Raw genomic sequence first — 13,853 nt, 5'->3', positions numbered from 1 at the left:
TGGAGTCCCACTTCCACTGGCACGGCGACGCCTTCACCGATGGCCAGGTCATCGACACGATCACCCCCAAGACCGGCCGCGCCAAGGGCGGGAAGGTCGGGGAGAACGACACCGCCCGCCGCGCCGAACCTGTCTGGGACCCGGTCCAGCACGACCGGTCGTGGCGGGCGGTGTGGGCATACTCGGCCAGGCGCGCAGCCCGGGACCGCAAGACCCTCGCCCTGCAGGAGGCCCGGGCACGGGAGGTCGTCGCCGGCGAACGCGCGGCCCGCACGCCGCGGTTCGTCAAGACCAGCAACGGCGCCCGATCCCTGGATGAGAAGGCGCTGGCCAGGGCGCAGAGCCTGGTCGGGCTGAAGGGCTACGTCACCAACATCCCCGCCAACCTCATGCCCGCGACCGAGGTGATCGGCAGCTACCACGACCTGTGGCGGGTCGAGCAGTCCTTCCGGATGAGCAAGACCGATCTGCGGGCCAGACCGATGTTCCACCACACCCGCGACGCCATCGAGGCCCACCTCACCGTCGTGTTCACCGCCCTGGCCGTGGCCCGTGAGGTCCAGAACCGCACCGGCCTGGCGATCGGCAACGTGATCCGCCAGCTGCGGCCGCTGCGCTCGGCCACGGTCGCGATCAACGGCGCCACCCAGACGTTCCACCCCGCCGTTCCCGCAGCTCAGCGAGCCATCCTCGATGCGCTACCGCAGGCCGAATTCATGCACTAAGCAAATGATCAAAGTCGGGCGACGTCCGCTTGGACCGTAGCGCTTCGTCTCGGCGTGACTGACTCTCCGATCCGTGCGTCCGTACGATCGACGGCGTGATCGACCTCCGGCTCGTGCGTGAGAACCCCGACGTCGTCCGTGCCAGCCAGCGGGCCCGGGGAGCCGACGAGTCCGTGGTCGACGCGCTGCTCGCCGCCGACGTCGCCCGTCGCGAGGCGGTCAAGCGGGCCGACGACCTGCGCGCAGAGCAGAAGAGTGCGTCGCAGGCGGTGAAGAAGGCCACGCCGGAGGAGCGCCCCGCCGTCCTGGCGCGGGCCAAGGCGCTGGCCGCCGAGGTCCGGGAGGCCGAGGAGGCGCAACGCGCTGCCGACGCCGCCCTGCGCGCGGTGCACACCCGCATCCCGAACGTCGTGGCCAACGAGGTGCCGCCCGGCGGTGAGGACGACGCGGTCCCCATCCGCACGGTCGGCGAAGTGCCCGCCTACGACTTCCCGGTGCGCGACCACATCGAGATCGGCGAGGCCCTCGGCGCCATCGACATGGAGCGCGGCGCCAAGGTGTCGGGCTCGCGCTTCTACTTCCTCACCGGCCCGGGGGCGCTGCTGGAGTTCGCGCTCGCCCAGCTGGCCATCAGCCGTGCCGTCGCCGCCGGGTTCACCCCGGTCATCGCCCCCGCCCTGGTGCGCCCGGAGGCCATGGAGGGCACCGGCTTCCTCGGCGAGCACGACGAGGAGGTCTACCGGATCGAGCGCGACGACCTCTATCTCGTCGGCACCTCCGAGGTCGCGCTGGCCGGCATGCACTCCGGTGAGGTGCTCGACCTGTCGGCCGGGCCCAAGCGCTACGCCGGCTGGTCCTCCTGCTTCCGCCGCGAGGCCGGCTCCTACGGCAAGGACACCCGCGGCATCATCCGCGTGCACTGGTTCGACAAGGTCGAGATGTTCAGCTTCGCCCGGCCGGAGGACACCGCCGCCGAGCACCTGCGCCTGCTGGCCTGGGAGGAGGAGTTCCTCTCCGCCCTCGAGCTGCCCTACCGCGTCGTCGACATCGCCGCCGGCGACCTCGGCACGAGCGCGACCCGCAAGTACGACATCGAGGCCTGGTTCCCCACCCAGGGCACCTACCGCGAGCTGACCTCGACGTCGGACTGCACCACGTTCCAGGCCCGCCGGCTGAACATCCGCTACCGGGACGACGACGGGAAGACCCAGATCGCGGCCACGCTCAACGGCACGCTCTGCGCCATCGCCCGCACCATCGCCTGCCTGCTCGAGGTGCACCAGCGGGCTGACGGCTCGGTGCACGTGCCGGTGGCCCTGCGCCCGTGGCTGGGCGGCGTGGAGTCGCTGACGCCCGGCATGACACTGGCGGCGCCCGTGCCGCCGCCCAGCGCATGAGCCCGACTCCGCGCCCCGGTCCGCTCCTCGCTCGCAGAGCTCGCTGCGATGCTCCCGCAGCTGTCGTCGGGCGTTCCGCATGAGCGCACACCCGCCGGAGGCCCTGCAGGCCTACGGCGTCCTCCCGGGCGCCGACCAGGTGGTCGAGCTCGGGGACCTGGGCACCTGGCGGCCGAAGCTGGTGGCCACCGACCTCGACGGCACACTGCTGGACGCCGCCGGCGAGGTGAGCCCGCGCACCCGGGCGGCGCTGGACACCTGCTGGGACGCCGGCATCCCGGTGGTGGGCGTGACCGGCCGCGGCCCCCGGCTGCTGGACAGCGTGCGTGCCGCCCTCGACGGGCGCGGCATCGCGGTGCTCGCGCAGGGTGGTTTCGTCGTCGACCTGGAACGGGACGAGGTCCTGCGCACCGTCGCCCTGCCGCGCGCGCAGGCGGCCGCGGTCATCGAGCGGATCGAGGCGGTGACCGGGGAGCTGATCCTCGCGGTGGAGGACGCCGCCGAGCAGGGCGAGGTGCACGCCCGGCTGCGCGTGCAGCACGGCTTCGACTGGCCCTACCCGGAGGGGGCGCAGCTGCTGTCCCGGGCGGAGGTGCTGCCGGCCGAGGCCGTGCTCAAGGTCTTCCTCCGCTCGCCGGGCATCGACCAGGACGAGCTCCTCGCCCTGGCGCGCTCTGTCGTCGACCCGGGCGACGCCGAGCTGACCCACGCCGGCCTCGGCTTCATCGAGGTGCTCCCGCCCGGGATCACCAAGGCGACCGGGCTGGCGATCGCGCTGGAGCGCTACGGCGTCGACCTCGGCGACGTGCTGGTGTTCGGTGACATGCCGAACGACCTGCCGATGCTCACCGCCGTCGCCGAGGCGGGCGGCCGGGCGATCGCGGTGGCCAACGCCCACCCGGCCGTGCGGGCCGTCGTGCACGGGACGACCAGCGGCCACCGGGCCGACGGCGTCGCCCGCTACCTGGAAGCCGTGCTCGATGTCTGACCGGATGCACGATGTCTGACTGGCGGCCCCGGCTGATCGCCAGCGACATGGACGGCACCTTGCTGCGCCACGACGAGTCGGTGAGCGCCGCGACGGTCGCCGAGCTGGCGCGGTGGCGGGCCGACGGCGTCCCGCTGGTGCTGGCGACCGGCCGGCCGCCGCGCTGGATGCACGGTGTCCGGGAGGTGCTGCGCTACGGCACCGCGGTCTGCTGCAACGGTGCGGTGCTGCTGGACCTGGAGCCGATGGAGATCCTCGACGAGGCACCGTTGGAGCCCGACGCGCTGCAGGCGATCACCGCGGAGCTACGCGCCCACCACGCCACGATGTGGTTCGCCGTCGAGTACGGGTGGGAGTTCCGGCACGAGCCGATCTACCGGCCGCGGTGGGACGTGGACGCGCCCGGCGTGGCGGTGGCGACGCTGGACGAGATGACCGCCGCCCCGGCGGCGAAGTTGCTGGCCCGCCACGAGTCCATGACCCGCGACGCGTTCGTGCAGCTGGTCGAGGAGGTCGTCGGCGTCCGCGGCACCGTCACGAACTCCTCGACCGACGCGCTGGCCGAGATCTCCGCCCCCGGCATCACCAAGGCCACCGGGCTGGCGAAGGTGGCCGCCGGCCACGGCGTCGGTCCGGAGGACGTCGTGGTCTTCGGCGACATGCCCAACGACATCGCCGCCTTCGAGTGGGTGCGCGACGGCGGCGGCCGCGCCGTGGCGATGGCGCACGCGCACCCCGACCTGCTGGCCGTCGCCACCGACGTCACCGGCGGCAACGACGATGACGGCGTCGCCACGTTCCTGGCGTCGCTCTAGTCACACCTGACGTAGGCCGGTTCCTGGCCAGCTGAAGATCGGCGCAGCACTGTCGTAACCCCTCCACCCGCCGCTTCCGCGTCTGAGCCCCTCAGCCGGGATCAGATCAGCTGATCCCAGCTGGGTGCGCGTCAGAGGTACTGGCCGCCGCCCGGCCGGAAGTCCGGCTGCGCCGGCGCCTGGCCGCCGGGGAGAGCCTTGCGGCGCACCTCCTCCAGCTGGGCCCGAGCCGCCATCTGCTGGGCGAAGATCGCGGTCTGGATGCCGTGGAAGACGCCCTCGAGCCAGCCGACCAGCTGAGCCTGGGCGATCCGCAGCTCGGCGTCGGACGGGGTTTCCCCCTCGCTGAACGGCAGGCTGATCCGCTCCAGCTCCTCGCGCAGCTCCGGCGCCAGCCCGTCCTCCAGCTCCCGGATCGACGCGGCGTGGATGTCGCGGAGCCGGTTGCGGCTGGCCTCGTCGAGGGGCGCGGCTCGTACCTCCTCGAGCAGCTGCTTGATCATCGTGCCGATCCGCATGACCTTGGCGGGCTGCTCGACCATCTCGCCGACGCCGGGCTGGTCACCCCCGTCGTCGCCCTGTGGCATCGGCAGGGTGCCGACCGGATGCCCGTCGGGCCCGACCACCACGACCTGCTGGGAACGTTCGCTGCCGTTCTGCGGTGCCGTCATGCCTCCATCCTGCCCGGTGGCGGGGACAGCCGGCCGGACGGCCTGGAGGGAGCCTGCGGAACACCGGGACGGCGCGTCGCGGGCGGCGGCCAGGAACTAGGGTGCGGCGCATGTCATCGGGGGCGGCACGGCTGGACGTCGCCCGGGTGCGAGGCCTCTTCCCGGCCCTCGCCGACGGCTACGTGCACGCCGACGGGCCGGCCGGATCCCTGGTGCCCGAGAACGTCGCGCACGCGGTCGGGTCCGCGATGCGCATGCCGGTGGCCAACCGGGGCGGGGTCTTCCCGGCCTCCGGGCGGGCGGAGGCGCTCGTCTCCGTAGCGCGCGCCGCCGTGGCCGACCTGGTCGGCGGCCGGCCCGGCGGGGTGGTGCTCGGCGCCAACATGACCACGCTGACCTACGGCCTGGCCCGGGCGCTGGCGCGGACCTGGCGGGCGGGCGACGAGATCGTGCTCAGCCGCCTGGACCACGACGCCAACGTGCGGCCGTGGCTGCAGGTGGCCGACGCCGTCGGCGTGCAGGTGCGCTGGGCGGAGGTGGACATCGAGACCGGCGAGCTGCCCGCCTGGCAGTACGCCGAGCTGCTGGACCGCCGCACCCGGCTGGTGGCGGTCACCGCCGCCAGCAACGCGCTCGGCACCCGCCCCGACGTCGCCGGCATCGCCGCGCAGGCCCGGGCGGTGGGGGCGCTGGTCTACGTGGACGCCGTCCACGCCGCTCCGCACGTGTTCCTCGACAAGGTGTCGCTCGGGGCGGACTTCGTCGCCGTCTCCGCCTACAAGTGGGGCGGGCCGCACGTCGGCGCCGTCGTGGCCGATCCCGACCTGCTGGAGCACCTGCGGCCGGACAAGCTGCTGCCCTCGTCGGACCGGGTGCCCGAACGGTTCGAGACCGGCACCCCGCCGTTCGAGCTGTTCGCGGGGGTGAGCGCCGCCGTCGACCACCTGGCCGGCCTGTGCGCTGAGGCGGTCGGCACCCGGCGGGACCGGCTGCGGGCGTCCATGGCCGCCGTCGCGCGCCACGAAGGCGACCTGTTCGAGTGGCTGGACCAGGCGCTGCGCACGATGCGGCACGTGCAGGTGCTCGGTGAGCCCGAGCGCTGCACCCCGACCCTGTCGTTCACGGTGGCCGGCATGCGCCCCCGCCAGGTGGCCGCAGAGCTGGCCCGGGCCGGGATCTGCGCCTGGGACGGTGACTTCTACGCCCGCGAGCTGTTCGACGCCCTCGGCGTCAACGAGACCGGGGGAGCGGTGCGGCTGGGGCTCATGCACTACAACACGGCCGACGAGGTGGGCCGGATCATCGACGCCGTGGCGGGGCTGCGGCCCCGCTGACTCACTCGCCGGGCAGCAGCAGCACCTTCCCGATGTGCTCGCTGGCCGCGACGACGCGGTGCGCCTCGGCAGCCTGCGACATCGGCAGCCGCCGGTCGACGATCGGCCGGACCACGCCGCGCTCGACATCGGGCCACACGTCGTGGCGCACCGCGGCGACGATCTCGGCCTTGCCCCCCGGGCCGCGGACCGGCCGGGAGCGCAGCGCGGTGGCGTGCACCGAGCCGCGCTTGCGCAGCAGCGCGTTGATGTCCAGCTCCGCCTTGCTGCCGCCCTGCATGCCGATGATCACCAGCCGGCCGCCGTCGGCCAGGGCGTCGACGTTGCGGGACAGGTACTTGGCGCCCATGTTGTCCAGGACGACGTCGGCGCCGCGGCCGTCGGTCGCCTCCCGCACCCGCTCGACGAAGTCCTCGTCGCGGTAGTTGATCGCCACCTCCGCGCCGAGCTCCCGGCAGACGGCGAGCTTGGCGGCGCTGCCCGCGGTGGTGAACACCCGTGCCCCGGCACGGGCGGCCAGCTGGATGGCCATGGTGCCGATGCCGCTGGAGCCGCCGTGCACCAGGAAGTTGTCGCCGCGCTCCAACCCGGCGAGCAGGAAGGCGTTGGACCAGACGGTGCAGGCGACCTCGGGCAGCGCGGCGGCGGTGGCCAGCTCGACGCCGGCCGGCCGGGGGAGCAGCTGCTCGGCGGGGACGGCGACCCGCTCGGCGTAGCCACCGCCGGCCAGGAGCGCGCACACCTCGTCGCCTCTCGCCCACTCCGTCACGCCGTCGCCGACCTCGCTGACGATCCCGCTGCACTCCAGGCCGAGGATCTCGCTGGTACCCCTCGGCGGTGCGTAGAAGCCCTGCCGCTGGAGCAGGTCGGCCCGGTTCACCGCCGTGGCGACGACGTCGACGACCACCTCGCCCGGACCGCACACCGGGTCGGCCACCTCCGTCCACTGCAGCACTTCAGGGCCACCGGGTTCGCTGATCGTCACCGCGAGCATGGCCCGACCCTATGGGAGCCCGCGGGAGCGTGGGCTGCTCGCCGCGAATCGCCGAGCGCGGGTCTCTTCGACACCGGGGACCCGCATCCGATGCCTATTGGCGTGCCCCTGCCCCTGCCCCTGCCCCTGCCCCTGCCCCCGACGCGCGACGGCGCCGCATCCCCGGAGGGATACGGCGCCGCCGGCAGGGGATCGCTCAGGCGCGGGCCTTGAGGTCCTTGCGCAGGATCTTGCCGGCCGCCGACTTCGGCACCTGGTCGATGAACTCGACGAAGCGGATCTTCTTGTGCGGCGCCACCTTCTCGGCCATGTAGGCCATGACGGCGTCCGTGGTGATCACCGAGCCGGGGGCGCGGACGACGAAGGCCTTGGGCAGCTCCTCGCCGCTCTCCTTGTCCGGCACGCCGATGACGGCGGCGTCGGCGATCTCCGGGTGGTTGATGAGCACGGCTTCCAGCTCGGCCGGAGCCACCTGGTAGCCCTTGTACTTGATCAGCTCCTTGACCCGGTCGACGACGGTGTAGCAACCGTTCTCGTCGACGACCGCGACGTCGCCGGTGTGCAGCCAGCCCTCGCTGTCGACCGTCCCGGCCGTGGCATCGGGGTTGTTCAGGTACCCCTTCATCACCTGCGGGCCGCGCACCCACAGCTCGCCGCGCTCGCCCTCGGCGGCGTCCTCACCGGTGGCGGGGTCGATCAGCCGGCACTCGGTGTTGGGGATCGCGTAGCCGACCGAGCCCTTGGGCACCTCGGTGGTGACGCCCGGGGGCTCGGCGCCCGGGTCGGGGGTGGTGTGCGAGACGGGGGAGAGCTCCGTCATGCCGTAGCCCTGGCCCACCGTGACGCCGGTGTCGGCGCCCTTGCGCAGCCGGTCCTGGGCGGCCAGTGCGAGCTGCTCGTCGAGCGGGGCGGCGCCGGAGAGGATCGCGGTGAGCGAGGACAGGTCGTACTGGTCGACCATCGGGTGCTTGGCCATGGCCAGCAGGATGGGCGGCGCCACGAACGCGCGGGTGATCTTGTGGTCCTGGATCGTGCGGAGGAAGTCCTCCAGGTCGAACCGCGGCAGGGTGACGACGGCGCCGCCCCACGCCAGGCCCTGGTTCATCAGCACGGTGAGGCCGTAGATGTGGAAGAACGGCAGGACGGCGATGATCCGCTCGTCCTCGCCCAGCTGGATCAGCGGCCGGCACTGGGCCACGTTGGCCACCAGGTTGCGGTGGGTGAGCATGACGCCCTTGGGCAGGCCCGTGGTGCCGCTGGAGTAGGGCAGCGTGACGAGGTCGTTGGCCGGGTCGATGTCGACCTGCACCGACGGGGCGTCGGCGCCCAGGAGGTCGAAGAGGTTGGCGTGCCCCTCGGCGCCGTCGAGCACGATGATCTCGTCGAGCGGGGACTTCTCCGCGGCCGCGGTGGCGCGATCCAGGAACAGCGAGATCGTGATGAGGATCTTGGCGCCGGAGTCCTTCAGCTGGAAGGCGATCTCGTCGGGCGTGTAGAGCGAGTTGATCGGGCTCATCACGCAACCGGCCGCGGCGATGCCGTGGAACACCACCGGGAACCAGGGGGTGTTCGGGCAGAAGACGGCGACGACGTCGCCCTTGCGCAGGCCGCGGGCGTGCAGGTTGGCGGCGACCCGGTCGACGTACGCGGCCAGCTGACCGTGGGTGATCACGTCACCCTTGAGGCCGTCGATGAGCGCCGGTGCGTCGGGCCGGTCCCGGCCGGCCGCGAGGACGAACTCGGGGACGGAGACGTCCGGGATCTCGACGTCGGGAAAACGGCTGGCCAGCGCCACGGTGGTTCCTCCTCGCACGGTGTTGTGGCGCCAGTCTCACACCTGCGGTGCCCCCGCTCACAAGGGGGTTGCCGAGGGGTTCGCCCGATCAGCGCGGCCAGAGCACCGACTGCGTGCAGCGGAACAGCGCGATCGTCTTCCCCGTCGCGGCGTTGCTCACCACGGCGTCCCACACCTGCGTCGTCCGTCCGGCGTGCACGTTCGTGGCCACCGCCTGGATCCGCCCCTCCCGCGCGGTGCCGAGGTGGTTGCTCTTCAGCTCGATCGTGGTGAAGCCCGTCGAGCCCTCGGGCAGCAGCGCCCGCGTGGGCAGGCCGCAGCTGGTGTCGGCCAGCGTGACCACGGTGCCGGCGTGCAGGTAGCCGTTGGGCGCCAGCAGCTCGGGCCGGATGTCCAGGTGCGCGGTCAGCCGCCCGGGCTCGTGGCTGTCGACGACGATGCCGAGCAGCCCCGGCAGCGTGCCGGGGAGCAGGGTGTTGAGCTCGTCGGCGTTCAGGTACCCGGTGGCGGACATGGGTGCGAACCTAGCGAGCGGTGTGCCGGGCCCCGGCGCGGGACCGTCGGTGGTCCTGCGCCGGCCCGCCGGCCTCACCGTGGGGTTGCCGACCTCACGCTCCAGCACGAGGACGGCGATCCTCCGGTGAGGTCGGTCGCACCGGTTACGCCCTCCGAGGTCGAGTGCTCGCGTCAGGCCAGGCCGCGGACCGTGCGCACCGGCGGGCGGGCGCCCTGGAGCGAGGCGACCATGTCCAGCGTCTGCCGGGTGGGCGCGACGTCGTGGGCGCGGAACACCCGCGCGCCCAGCCAGGCGCTGACCGCCGTCGCGGCCAGCGTGCCGGTGAGGCGCTCGTCGAGGGCGACGTCGAGGGTCTCGCCGACGAAGTCCTTGTTCGACAGCGCCACCAGCACCGGCCAGCCGGTGTCCACCAGCTCGCCCAGCCGGCGGGTGGCCTCCAGCGAGTGCCGGGTGTTCTTGCCGAAGTCGTGCCCGGGGTCGACGAGGATGCGCTCCCGCTCCACCCCGGCGGCGACGGCGGTCTCGGCCAGCGTCGTCGTCCGCGAGACGATGTCGGCGACGACGTCGTCGTAGGTGACCCGGTGCGGGCGGGTGCGCGGCGGCAGCCCGCCGGCGTGCGTGCACACGAGGCCGGCGCCGGCTTCGGCGGCCACGACCGCCAGCTGCGGGTCCACCCCGCCCCAGGCGTCGTTCACGATGTCCGCACCGGCAGCCAGCGCCTCGCGGGCCACCGCGGCCCGCCAGGTGTCGATCGAGATCGGCAGCGTGGGGTGCGCGGCGCGGATCGCCGCCACCAGGTCGACGGTGCGGCGCACCTCCTCGGCGGGGGTGACCTCCTCGCCGGGCGCGGCCTTCACGCCGCCGACGTCCACCATGTCGGCCCCCTCGGCGACCACGCGGTCCACCCGCTCGACGGCGGCGGCCAGCTCGTAGGTGGCGCCGCGGTCGTAGAACGAGTCGGGGGTGCGGTTGACGATCGCCATGACCACGAACCGCCCGTCGGGCACGTCGAGGGCTCCCAGTCGCAGCAACCCGCTCCCCGTCCGATGGTGGTGTGTGGTGGAGTCAGCCAAGCAGACCGTGCACGAGGAGGCAGAGCAGATGGCGCAGACGACGGCCGACGGCATCGAAGGGGTCCAGGGCCTGGTCGGGCAGCACCTGGGCCACAGCGACTGGGTGACGATCACCCAGGAGCAGGTGGACCAGTTCGCCGAGGCGACCGGTGACCACCAGTGGATCCACGTCGACCCGGAGCGGGCGAAGAAGGAGAGCCCCTTCGGCGGGCCGATCGCGCACGGCTACCTGACCCTGTCGCTGCTGCCCTCGCTGATGCCGCAGATCGTGGAGATCACCGGCTTCCGCATGGGCGTCAACTACGGCACGGAGAAGGTGCGCTTCCCCTCCCCGGTGCCGGTGGGCGCGCGGGTGCGGGTCGGGGCCACGCTCGAGGCGGCGACGCCGTTCGAGGGCGGCGTCCAGATGAACCTCGCCGTCACCGTGGAGACCGAGGGCGGCAGCAAGCCGGCGATGGTCGCGACCGTCGTCTACCGCCGCTACCTGTAGCCCGCGGCCCCCAGGCATAGGAGGCTTTGCCTACGGATGTGACCCCGGAACCGTAGGTAAAGCCTCCTTTGCCGGGTCGGGATCAGGTGACGATGGCCTGGTTGACCAGCTGGCGCAGGTAGTTGCGGATCGGCAGGGTGCTCGAGGGCAGCAGCTGGGTGTAGAAGCTGACGGTGACGTCCTCGACCGGGTCGACGTAGAAGGCCGTGGACGCCGCCCCGCCCCAGCTGTAGTCGCCGACGCTGGAGACGACGCCGTAGCGCGCCGGGTCCAGCACCATGGAGAAGCCAAGCCCGAAGCCCACTCCGCGCAGCGGCGTCTCGGCGAACAGCGGCCGGCCGAAGGTCTCCAGGTCCTGGCCGCCGGGGATGTGGTTGCTGACCATGTGCGCGAGCGTGCGCGGGCCGAGCAGCCGGCCACCGTCGTAGGAGCCCCCGCGGCGCAGCACCTCGATGAACCGCAGGTAGTCGCCCGCGGTGGAGACCAGCCCGCCGCCGCCGGAGAGGAACGCGGGCTTGCGGTGCGCCGCCTGCCCCATGGCGTCGAGCGGCGCGAAGCCGGTCGCGGCGCCGCCGGGCTGCCCGGGGACGGCGGAGTAGAGGCGGGCCAGGGAGTCGACGTCGTCGCCGTCCCGCAGGCCGAACGAGGTGTCCCGCATGCCGAGCGGGGTGAATATCCGCTGCTCGAAGAACTCGTCCAGCGGCCGGCCTGACACCACCTCGACCAGGCGGCCCAGCACGTCGGTGGAGACGCCGTAGTTCCACTCGCTGCCCGGCTGGAAGACCAGCGGCACCGACGCCCACTGGCGGCACACCTCGGCCGAGTCCGCACCCGGGGGCGTGCCCCACTCGTGGCCCATCGCGCGGTACATGGCGTCGACGGGGTGCGCGTGGTGGAAGCCGTAGGTGAGCCCCGACATGTGGGTGAGCAGGTGCCACACGCGGATCGGCTCGACCTGCGGGCTGGTGACCGGCTTCATCGCCGACCCGGCCACGTACACCCGGGTCTCGGCGAACTCCGGCAGCCAGCGCGCGATCGGGTCGGTGAGCTGGAAAGCCCCCTCCTCGTACAGCATCATCGCCGCGACCGAGGTGATCGGCTTGGTCATCGAGAAGATCCGCCAGCGGGTGTCCTCCTCGACGGGGAGGCCCTCCTCGACGTTCCGGAAGCCGGAGCGGCCGACGTGCACGACCCTCCCGCGCCGGGCGACCGTGACCAGGAAGCCGGGCAGCTGGCCGTCGTCGACGTAGCGGTTCAGCCGGCCGTCGATGCGTGCCAACCTGGCCGGGTCCATCCCCACTTCGGCCGGGTCCGTCCGCACCTGCAGATCACTGCTCACGCCCACCTCCGGGTCCTGGACGCCGCCCGCCGCCGGGCGACGTCTCGACCGGCATCCTGACTCACGCCGTTGTGAGGCGGGACACACGGGGTCGGGACGTCCGCCCGGCGGCGGACACCGGTTCCCGGAGAGGATCAGACGGGGACGGAGCTCGCGGCCTTCTTGAGGTTCGATCCGGCGGTCACCTTGACGGCGTTGGCCGCCGGGATGTCGATCGACTCCCCGGTCTGCGGGTTGCGGCCGGTGCGGGCGGACCGCTGGGTGCGCTCGACGGTGATCAGGCCCGGGACGGCGACCTTCTCGCCGCGGGTGATGGCGTCGACGAGCTCGTCCTGCAGGCCGGCGAGGACCGAGTCGACGGTCGAGGCCGGGACGTCGGCGCGCTTGGCGATGGCGGAGACCAGTTCGGCCTTGTTCATGGTGCAACCTTTCCGTAGGCGGTGGTGGGTGCCGTGTGCTCGGCACGCAGCCGGGCTCCTCACCCTGGACGCGCGGGGCGCCGGCGGGGTTCCCCGAGATCCGCGCGGGTGGCGCGGCCCACGGGGCGCCCGGTCTCGCGGAAGTCCGGGCCGGGGGGCACGGTGCCATGCCGGCCCGCCGTCCCGCCAGCGGGGGGCCTCCGGAGGCCCCGCAGGAGAACCCTCGGCCACACCCGCACCAGCGCGCGACTCCTGACCCCTGGCCCTCCTGCAGGGTCCCGTCGCGAGCGTGCGAGCGACGGGGGGCAGGAGGGTCCTTCAACTAGCGTGGGTCCATGCCGACGCTGCCAGGGACCGATCTGACCGTGAGCCCGCTCTGCCTGGGCGGCAACGTCTTCGGCTGGACGGCCGACCAGGCGACGTCCTACGCCGTGCTCGACCGCTACCTGGACGCCACCCCCAGCACGGTCCAGCCGTTCGTCGACACCGCCGGGTCCTACGGCGACGGCGAGTCCGAGCGGATCCTCGGCGCCTGGCTGGCCGACCGGGGTGCCCGCGACCGGGTCGTCGTCGCCACCAAGGCCTCGCGCATGCAGAAGGAGCACCCGCTGGCGGCCGGGGAGATCCGGGCGGCGGTGGAGCGGTCGCTGCGCAACCTGCAGACCGACGTGATCGACGTCTACTACGCCCACTACGACGACGAGACGACGTCGCTGGAGGAGACCGTGCGCGCGTTCGACGAGCTCGTGCAGGCCGGCAAGGTGCGGTACGTGGCCGCGTCGAACTACTCCGCGGCGCGGCTGACCGAGGCGCTGGACACCGCCGAGCGGGCGGGAACGGCGCGGTACGCCGCCCTGCAGACCCACTACAACCTCGTGGAGCGGCCGGTCTTCGAGGACGAGTTGCGCGGCGTCGCCCTCGACCGCGGGCTGGGCGTGCTGCCGTACTACGGGCTGGCCAAGGGCTTCCTCACCGGCAAGTACCGGCCGGGGCAGCAGATCGACTCGGTGCGCGCGGAGAAGGCGTCGGCCTACCTGGGGGAGCGCGGCGACCGGGTGCTTGCGGCCCTGGCCGAGGTGGCCGACGGGTACGGCGTGCCGATGCCGGCGGTGGCGCTGCGCTGGCTGGCCGACCAGCCGGCCGTCGTCGCCCCCATCGCCAGCGGGCGCACGGTCGAGCAGCTCGCCGACCTGCTGCCGATGCAGGACCTCGTGCTCGGCGACGACGAGCGGCGGCGGCTCACCGACGCGTCGGCCTGACAGCCCCTCCGGGTCGCCCACGAGGCAACCCGGGGGA

The 13,853-nt window shown here is 73.1% G+C and carries 14 protein-coding genes; 7 read left to right on the top strand and 7 right to left on the bottom strand.

The annotated features are described in order from the left end of the window. The 4 genes from QOZ86_RS11820 to QOZ86_RS11805 form a co-directional block, all read left to right on the top strand. The coding region (locus QOZ86_RS11820) for an IS1634 family transposase (protein ID WP_284492159.1) at positions 1–725 on the top strand (725 nt) is incomplete at its 5' end. A 95-nt stretch (positions 726–820) separates the two neighbouring features. Further along, positions 821–2,122, top strand: a complete 1,302-nt coding sequence (gene serS, locus QOZ86_RS11815; protein ID WP_284492158.1) for a serine--tRNA ligase — start codon at positions 821–823, stop codon at positions 2,120–2,122. Positions 2,123–2,201: 79 nt separating this feature from the next. Next, positions 2,202–3,110 carry an HAD family hydrolase gene (locus QOZ86_RS11810; protein WP_284492157.1) on the top strand — a complete coding sequence of 303 codons (909 nt, stop codon included), beginning with the start codon at positions 2,202–2,204 and terminating at the stop codon, positions 3,108–3,110. A gap of 11 nt (positions 3,111–3,121) precedes the next feature. After that, positions 3,122–3,925, top strand: a complete 804-nt coding sequence (locus QOZ86_RS11805; protein WP_284492156.1) for an HAD family hydrolase — start codon at positions 3,122–3,124, stop codon at positions 3,923–3,925. Positions 3,926–4,056: 131 nt separating this feature from the next. On the opposite strand, the gene QOZ86_RS11800 is transcribed toward QOZ86_RS11805, so the two are convergent. Next, positions 4,057–4,596 carry a bacterial proteasome activator family protein gene (locus tag QOZ86_RS11800; protein ID WP_284492155.1) on the bottom strand — a complete coding sequence of 180 codons (540 nt, stop codon included), beginning with the start codon at positions 4,594–4,596 and terminating at the stop codon, positions 4,057–4,059. A 110-nt stretch (positions 4,597–4,706) separates the two neighbouring features. Here QOZ86_RS11800 and QOZ86_RS11795 point away from each other — a divergent pair, with 110 nt between their 5' ends. After that, a complete protein-coding gene (locus QOZ86_RS11795) occupies positions 4,707–5,930 on the top strand; it encodes a cysteine desulfurase-like protein (protein ID WP_284492154.1) in 1,224 nt (407 codons plus the stop codon). Position 5,931: 1 nt separating this feature from the next. On the opposite strand, the gene QOZ86_RS11790 is transcribed toward QOZ86_RS11795, so the two are convergent. The 4 genes from QOZ86_RS11790 to folP all read right to left on the bottom strand — a co-directional run bounded on the left by QOZ86_RS11790 (position 5,932) and on the right by folP (position 10,267). After that, the gene (locus tag QOZ86_RS11790) at positions 5,932–6,924 is read right to left on the bottom strand and encodes an NAD(P)H-quinone oxidoreductase (protein ID WP_284492153.1); all 993 of its coding nucleotides are present in this window, start codon (positions 6,922–6,924) and stop codon (positions 5,932–5,934) included. 196 nt (positions 6,925–7,120) lie between these two features. Next, complete coding sequence (locus QOZ86_RS11785; RefSeq protein WP_284492152.1) at positions 7,121–8,719, bottom strand: 4-coumarate--CoA ligase family protein; 1,599 nt, start codon at positions 8,717–8,719, stop codon at positions 7,121–7,123. Positions 8,720–8,807: 88 nt separating this feature from the next. Continuing rightward, positions 8,808–9,233, bottom strand: coding sequence for a PaaI family thioesterase (locus QOZ86_RS11780; protein ID WP_284492151.1), 426 nt, complete (start codon positions 9,231–9,233; stop codon positions 8,808–8,810). Positions 9,234–9,406: 173 nt separating this feature from the next. Further along, positions 9,407–10,267: a dihydropteroate synthase gene (folP, locus tag QOZ86_RS11775; protein WP_284492150.1), complete on the bottom strand. Its 861-nt coding sequence runs from the start codon at positions 10,265–10,267 to the stop codon at positions 9,407–9,409. Positions 10,268–10,295: 28 nt separating this feature from the next. On the opposite strand from folP, the gene QOZ86_RS11770 reads away from it, so the two are divergent. Then, on the top strand, positions 10,296–10,799 hold the full coding sequence (locus QOZ86_RS11770; protein ID WP_431521215.1) for a MaoC family dehydratase: 504 nt from the start codon (positions 10,296–10,298) through the stop codon (positions 10,797–10,799). An 82-nt stretch (positions 10,800–10,881) separates the two neighbouring features. On the opposite strand, the gene QOZ86_RS11765 is transcribed toward QOZ86_RS11770, so the two are convergent. After that, complete coding sequence (locus QOZ86_RS11765) at positions 10,882–12,138, bottom strand: serine hydrolase domain-containing protein (protein ID WP_284492149.1); 1,257 nt, start codon at positions 12,136–12,138, stop codon at positions 10,882–10,884. Positions 12,139–12,272: 134 nt separating this feature from the next. Continuing rightward, positions 12,273–12,620 carry an HU family DNA-binding protein gene (locus QOZ86_RS11760; protein ID WP_284492148.1) on the bottom strand — a complete coding sequence of 116 codons (348 nt, stop codon included), beginning with the start codon at positions 12,618–12,620 and terminating at the stop codon, positions 12,273–12,275. 272 nt (positions 12,621–12,892) lie between these two features. On the opposite strand from QOZ86_RS11760, the gene QOZ86_RS11755 reads away from it, so the two are divergent. After that, the gene (locus QOZ86_RS11755; RefSeq protein WP_284492147.1) at positions 12,893–13,816 is read left to right on the top strand and encodes an aldo/keto reductase; all 924 of its coding nucleotides are present in this window, start codon (positions 12,893–12,895) and stop codon (positions 13,814–13,816) included. The last annotated feature ends 37 nt before the right edge of the window (positions 13,817–13,853 follow it).

The sequence above is a fragment of the Blastococcus capsensis genome (genome assembly GCF_030165005.1).
Taxonomy (GTDB): Bacteria; Actinomycetota; Actinomycetes; order Mycobacteriales; family Geodermatophilaceae; genus Blastococcus; species Blastococcus capsensis.
Note: the sequence above shows the minus strand (reverse complement) of the source record. Positions and strands in the feature narration are given on the sequence as shown.

Excerpts from the sequence above, each read along its gene's own strand:
- QOZ86_RS11810 (WP_284492157.1), top strand. The coding sequence starts at position 2,202 with ATGAGCGCACACCCGCCGGAGGCCCTGCAGGCCTACGGCGTCCTCCCG.
- QOZ86_RS11805 (WP_284492156.1), top strand. The coding sequence starts at position 3,122 with ATGTCTGACTGGCGGCCCCGGCTGATCGCCAGCGACATGGACGGCACC.
- QOZ86_RS11800 (WP_284492155.1), bottom strand. The coding sequence starts at position 4,596 with ATGACGGCACCGCAGAACGGCAGCGAACGTTCCCAGCAGGTCGTGGTG.
- QOZ86_RS11795 (WP_284492154.1), top strand. The coding sequence starts at position 4,707 with ATGTCATCGGGGGCGGCACGGCTGGACGTCGCCCGGGTGCGAGGCCTC.
- QOZ86_RS11790 (WP_284492153.1), bottom strand. The coding sequence starts at position 6,924 with ATGCTCGCGGTGACGATCAGCGAACCCGGTGGCCCTGAAGTGCTGCAG.
- QOZ86_RS11780 (WP_284492151.1), bottom strand. The coding sequence starts at position 9,233 with ATGTCCGCCACCGGGTACCTGAACGCCGACGAGCTCAACACCCTGCTC.
- QOZ86_RS11755 (WP_284492147.1), top strand. The coding sequence starts at position 12,893 with ATGCCGACGCTGCCAGGGACCGATCTGACCGTGAGCCCGCTCTGCCTG.